Origin of the sequence: Amycolatopsis sp. NPDC047767, from assembly GCF_040704195.1 — a bacterium.
GTDB lineage: Bacteria > Actinomycetota > Actinomycetes > Mycobacteriales > Pseudonocardiaceae > Amycolatopsis.
In genome coordinates this window covers 1-4707 of record NZ_JBEYSJ010000075.1, presented here as the reverse complement: position 1 = coordinate 4707, position 4707 = coordinate 1, and the positions used below count along the sequence as shown (strand labels likewise).

At 70.7% G+C, this 4707-nt stretch carries 4 protein-coding genes; 2 read left to right on the top strand and 2 right to left on the bottom strand.

Features of this window, described 5'->3' with window-relative positions; genetic code table 11:
* Positions 1-821 precede the first annotated feature (821 nt).
* Entirely contained in the window at positions 822-1352 is a 531-nt protein-coding gene (locus AB0878_RS49235) for a hypothetical protein (RefSeq protein WP_366590602.1), read from the bottom strand.
* A gap of 258 nt (positions 1353-1610) precedes the next feature.
* Positions 1611-2312 carry an IclR family transcriptional regulator gene (locus AB0878_RS49230; protein WP_220237623.1) on the bottom strand — a complete coding sequence of 234 codons (702 nt, stop codon included), beginning with the start codon at positions 2310-2312 and terminating at the stop codon, positions 1611-1613.
* A gap of 143 nt (positions 2313-2455) precedes the next feature.
* On the opposite strand from AB0878_RS49230, the gene leuC reads away from it, so the two are divergent.
* Both leuC and leuD read left to right on the top strand, forming a co-directional pair.
* Positions 2456-3883, top strand: a complete 1428-nt coding sequence (gene leuC, locus AB0878_RS49225) for a 3-isopropylmalate dehydratase large subunit (RefSeq protein ID WP_366590597.1) — start codon at positions 2456-2458, stop codon at positions 3881-3883.
* 26 nt (positions 3884-3909) lie between these two features.
* On the top strand, positions 3910-4512 hold the full coding sequence (gene leuD, locus AB0878_RS49220) for a 3-isopropylmalate dehydratase small subunit (protein WP_366590595.1): 603 nt from the start codon (positions 3910-3912) through the stop codon (positions 4510-4512).
* Positions 4513-4707 lie beyond the last annotated feature (195 nt).

Genomic DNA, 4707 nt, shown 5'->3' with positions numbered 1-4707 from the left:
ACTCTTCAATAGTATTACCCATAACGCGGAGAAGTCCAAACGGGACCCTTGGTTTTTCCGTTGGCGTGTCTGCGGTCTGCCCTTTCGAAGGGCTCGGGAACGGTCGGAATAGGCATCACTTTATTCGCTCTTGTGTTCGATTGTTCGCGTGAAGTGGGGCTCTACCAGCGGTTTTGGCCCAGTCGTCACCGCCACCGCGTGCTTCTCCAGTGGCGGAAGGCGATCTTGCCCGGGGCCCGGGAGTGTCCTTTGCGGACTGACGAACGGCGGCCCGACGATCGTCGCGAATCCGGGTCCTCGACGGCCCGGCGGGGCCGGCCGGGCGCCCCGGGAAGGGTCGGAACCCCTGCCGCGGCGGGGTTCGGCGGCGCCGCGGCGGCGACGGCCGTTGGGCGGCAAAGGACTCGGCCGGCGGACCGGAGCCGGCCCCGAAACCCGACAAAGCAGAACCCCCAAGAGCGGCAACGGGTGCGCCGCACAGGTCCGGTCGCGTGACGACTCGGCCAAGCGTGTGACCGGCGAAGGCCCCGGACCGGCGTTCCGTGTGACGCAAGGGCAGGCGGCATTCCGCCGAGCGGGTGGCGCCGCGGTGAACGACGGTTCGGCCACCCGAAGCCGTGCCGGGGACCGGCATCGGACCCCGCGAGTGACCTGAAGCACCCGGTTCACTCAGTGAGGGAAAAGGCCCCTCGGCACGAAGCCCCGGACCCCGCGAGCACACGAAAAAGCGCCCCGGCCAGAAGCACGGACTAGCCGCGCCGGCCGGAGCGCCGTCAGGGATCAGCAGGTCAGAGGCAGGATGAGGTGTCCACTCAGGACTGTCAGGCGGGAGCCGTGGTCCGGGCTAGCGCAAAGTACCGCTCGTCGCTGTAGGGCCCGGGCGTGCCGGTGGCCGGGTCCCAGATCGTCCGCGACAGCTGGAAGAGATCCCCCAAGTACACGTGCAGCGCCACGGACCGCTCGGCGGTCCGGTTGGCCACCGAATGGATCACGCGCTCGTCCATCGGCAGCACGGACCCGGCCGCCGTGTCGGTCTCCCCCACGCCCGTGAGGCCCGAGCCGTCCGCGCGGTAGAAGGTGTTGGTCTCCCGCCCCTCGAGCACGGCGATGCACGCCGGGATGAGGTGGTCGTGCGGCGGGTACTCCGTCCGGGGCCCGATCTCGACCCGCAGCAACGTCAGCGTCGGCTCGGCGTGGAGCACGTGCTCGTCGACGCCGGAGCCCGGCAGCCGGCGGAGGACCTCGGCGGCGGACGCGGCGACCTCCCGCTGCAGCCGCAACAGCGCGGCTGCCGGGTCCGGGGCGCCGCCGGCGCGTCGGGCGGCGAGGATCAGGTCGCTGAGTTCGGTCATGGAGGGCTCCGTCCACCTGGGAGGGTCGCGGCCGGTCGGGCCGCGAAGTGGGGACAGGGTGCCATCGGCGGGTGTCGTGCGCTCGTGAAGGCGACGGCCGGATTCTCAGCCGGCTCAGATGATCGGCACAGGTTCGGGCGGCCGGCCGCCCGTTTGGTGAACGGCCGTTCGGCGGCACCGCCGAAAAAAGAAGGCCGCCTCTCCCGGAGGAGAGACGGCCTGAGGTGGAGAGTGGTGGGAGTCAGCGGGGGCGGAGCGTCAAAGCCGTTCCTGGAGCGCGTCCGCCGCGGCGAGCAGATCAGCGGCCCAGCGCGCGCCCGGTTTGCGGCCGATGCGTTCGATGGGCCCGGAAACCGACACCGCCGCGACGACCGTGCCCGATGAATCCCGCACGGGCGCCGAGACGCTCGCCACGCCGGGTTCGCGTTCGGCGACGCTCTGCGCCCAGCCGCGGCGGCGCACTTCCAGCAGAGTGCGTTCGCCGTACACGGCTTCGGCGAGGATGGTGCGCTGCGTGTGCGGATCCGACCACGCGGCGAGGACCTTCGCGCCCGAGCCCGCCGTCATCGGCAGGCGCGAGCCGATCGGCACGGTGTCGCGCAGGCCACTCGGCGGCTCGGCGGTCGAGACGCACACGCGCTGCACGCCGTCCCTCCGGTACAGCTGCACGCTTTCGCCCGTGATGTCGCGCAGCTTCGGCAGCACCGAGCTCGCCGCGTCGAGCAACGGGTCGGTCGAGCCGCCCGCCAGCTCGGCGAGCGCGGTGCCCGGGCGCCAGCGGCCGTCCGGTCCCCGGCGCAGCAACCGATGCACTTCGAGACCGACGGCGAGACGGTGCGCCGTCGCCCTCGGTAGTCCCGTGCGTGTGCAGAGTTCCGCCAGCCCACAGGGGTCTTCGGCGACGGCCTGCAGCACCGCCACGGCTTTGTCCAGTACTCCGATACCGCTATGCTGTCCCACGACGCGATACTAACTTCCCGAAGTTTGGGAAGTCCAGAATCTGGGAAAAACGAACTCGAGCTGCGCGCGTGACGTGGCTCGCCCCGCCTTCGGACGTCGCCCGAGTTCCTTGCTCCCGGCCAACCCCTTGGAAGGAGCCGGAGATGACCAGCCCGACCGGCAAGGCCCGCACGCTGGCGGAGAAGGTGTGGGACAGCCACCTCGTGCGCCGAGGCGAAGGTGCCGAACCGGACCTGCTCTACATCGACCTCCACCTGGTGCACGAAGTCACGAGCCCGCAGGCGTTCGACGGCCTCCGGCTGGCCGGGCGGCCCGTGCGCCGCCCCGACCTCACCATCGCGACCGAGGACCACAACGTCCCCACCGTCGACATCGACCTCCCGATCGCGGACCCGGTGTCGCGCACCCAGGTCGACACCCTTCGCCGCAACTGCAAGGAGTTCGGTATCCGGCTGCACCCGATGGGTGACGCCGAGCAGGGCATCGTGCACGTCATCGGCCCGCAGCTGGGGCTCACACAGCCCGGTACGACCGTGGTGTGCGGCGACAGTCACACCTCCACGCACGGCGCGTTCGGCGCGATGGCGTTCGGCATCGGCACCTCGGAGGTCGAGCACGTGCTCGCCACCCAGACGCTGCCGCTGCGCAAGTTCAAGACGATGGCGATCACCGTCGACGGCGAGCTGAAGCCGGGCGTCACGGCGAAGGACATCATCCTCGCCGTCATCGCCAAGATCGGCACCGGCGGCGGGCAGGGCTACGTGCTCGAGTACCGCGGCAAGGCCATCGAGGCGCTGTCGATGGAAGCGCGCATGACGGTGTGCAACATGTCGATCGAGGCGGGCGCGCGCGCCGGCATGATCGCCCCGGACGAGACGACGTTCGAGTACCTGAAGGGCCGTCCGCACGCGCCGCAGGGCGCCGACTGGGACGCCGCCGTGGCCGCGTGGCGCGAGCTGCGCACCGACGAGGGCGCCGAGTTCGACGCCGAGGTGCACCTCGACGCCGACGAGCTCACCCCGTTCGTGACCTGGGGCACCAACCCGGGCCAGGGCCTGCCGCTGGGCGCCTCGGTGCCCGACCCGGCCCAGATCGTCGACGAGAACGAGCGCGCCTCGGCCGAAAAGGCCCTGTCCTATATGGACCTGACCCCGGGCACGCCGCTGCGCGAGATCGCGGTGGACACCGTCTTCCTCGGTTCGTGCACCAACGGCCGCATCGAGGACCTGCGGGCGGCCGCCGAGGTGCTGCGCGGTCGCAAGGTCGCCGAGTCCGTGCGGATGCTCGTGGTCCCCGGCTCGATGCGCGTGCGCCAGGCGGCCATCGACGAGGGCCTGGACAAGGTGTTCACCGAGGCCGGCGCCGAGTGGCGGCAGGCGGGCTGCTCGATGTGCCTGGGCATGAACCCGGACCAGCTCGCCCCCGGCGAGCGCAGCGCGTCGACCTCCAACCGCAACTTCGAGGGCCGGCAGGGCAAGGGCGGGCGCACGCACCTGGTGTCGCCGCTCGTGGCCGCCGCCACGGCCGTGCGGGGGACGCTCTCGTCCCCGGCCGACCTGGCCACCGTCTGACCCTTCCCGAGACAGGAGCTCCCACCATGGAACCGTTCACCCAGCACACCGGCATCGGGGTGCCGCTGCGCAGGTCCAACGTGGACACTGACCAGATCATCCCGGCCGTCTACCTCAAGCGCGTGACCCGCACCGGCTTCGAGGACGGCCTGTTCGCCGCCTGGCGCACCCAGGACGACTTCATCCTCAACCAGGAGCCCTTCGACCGCGGCAGCGTCCTGGTCGCCGGCCCGGACTTCGGCACCGGCTCGTCGCGCGAGCACGCCGTGTGGGCGCTGATGGACTACGGCTTCCGCGCCGTGATCGCCTCCCGCTTCGCGGACATCTTCCGCGGCAACTCCGGCAAGGGCGGTCTGGTGGCCGCCCAGTGCGAGCAGTCGGACGTCGAACTGCTGTGGAAGCTGCTCGAGAACGAGCCCGGCACGGAGGTCACGGTCGACCTCGAGACCAAGACCGTGCGGGCCAAGGACTTCACCGCGCCGTTCCAGATCGACGACTACGTGCGCTGGCGCCTGCTCGAGGGGCTCGACGACATCGGCCTCACCCTGCGCCACGCCGAAGAGATCACCGAGTTCGAATCGGCCCGGCCCTCCTGGAAGCCGGTGACCACCCCGATCCCGGCCTCCTAGCCCTCGTCCGGGGCACGGATTCCCTGCTCGGAAAGGGAATCCATGCCCCGGCGAAAGGTTGCTTCGCCCACGCCAAACGGCACCTCCCCCGGCCCCGGAAGGGTCCCTCGGGAGGCGGAACCACTCCCCGGGCAAGGGAAAATTCCGCGTGCCGTTTGGAATTTGTGCTGCGTTGGTAATACCGTGTGCGCTAAG

What these genes read in the sequence shown, in the direction of transcription:
- AB0878_RS49235 (WP_366590602.1), bottom strand. Translation starts at nt 1,352, where the DNA reads ATGACCGAACTCAGCGACCTGATCCTCGCCGCCCGACGCGCCGGCGGC.
- leuC (WP_366590597.1), top strand. Translation starts at nt 2,456, where the DNA reads ATGACCAGCCCGACCGGCAAGGCCCGCACGCTGGCGGAGAAGGTGTGG.
- leuD (WP_366590595.1), top strand. Translation starts at nt 3,910, where the DNA reads ATGGAACCGTTCACCCAGCACACCGGCATCGGGGTGCCGCTGCGCAGG.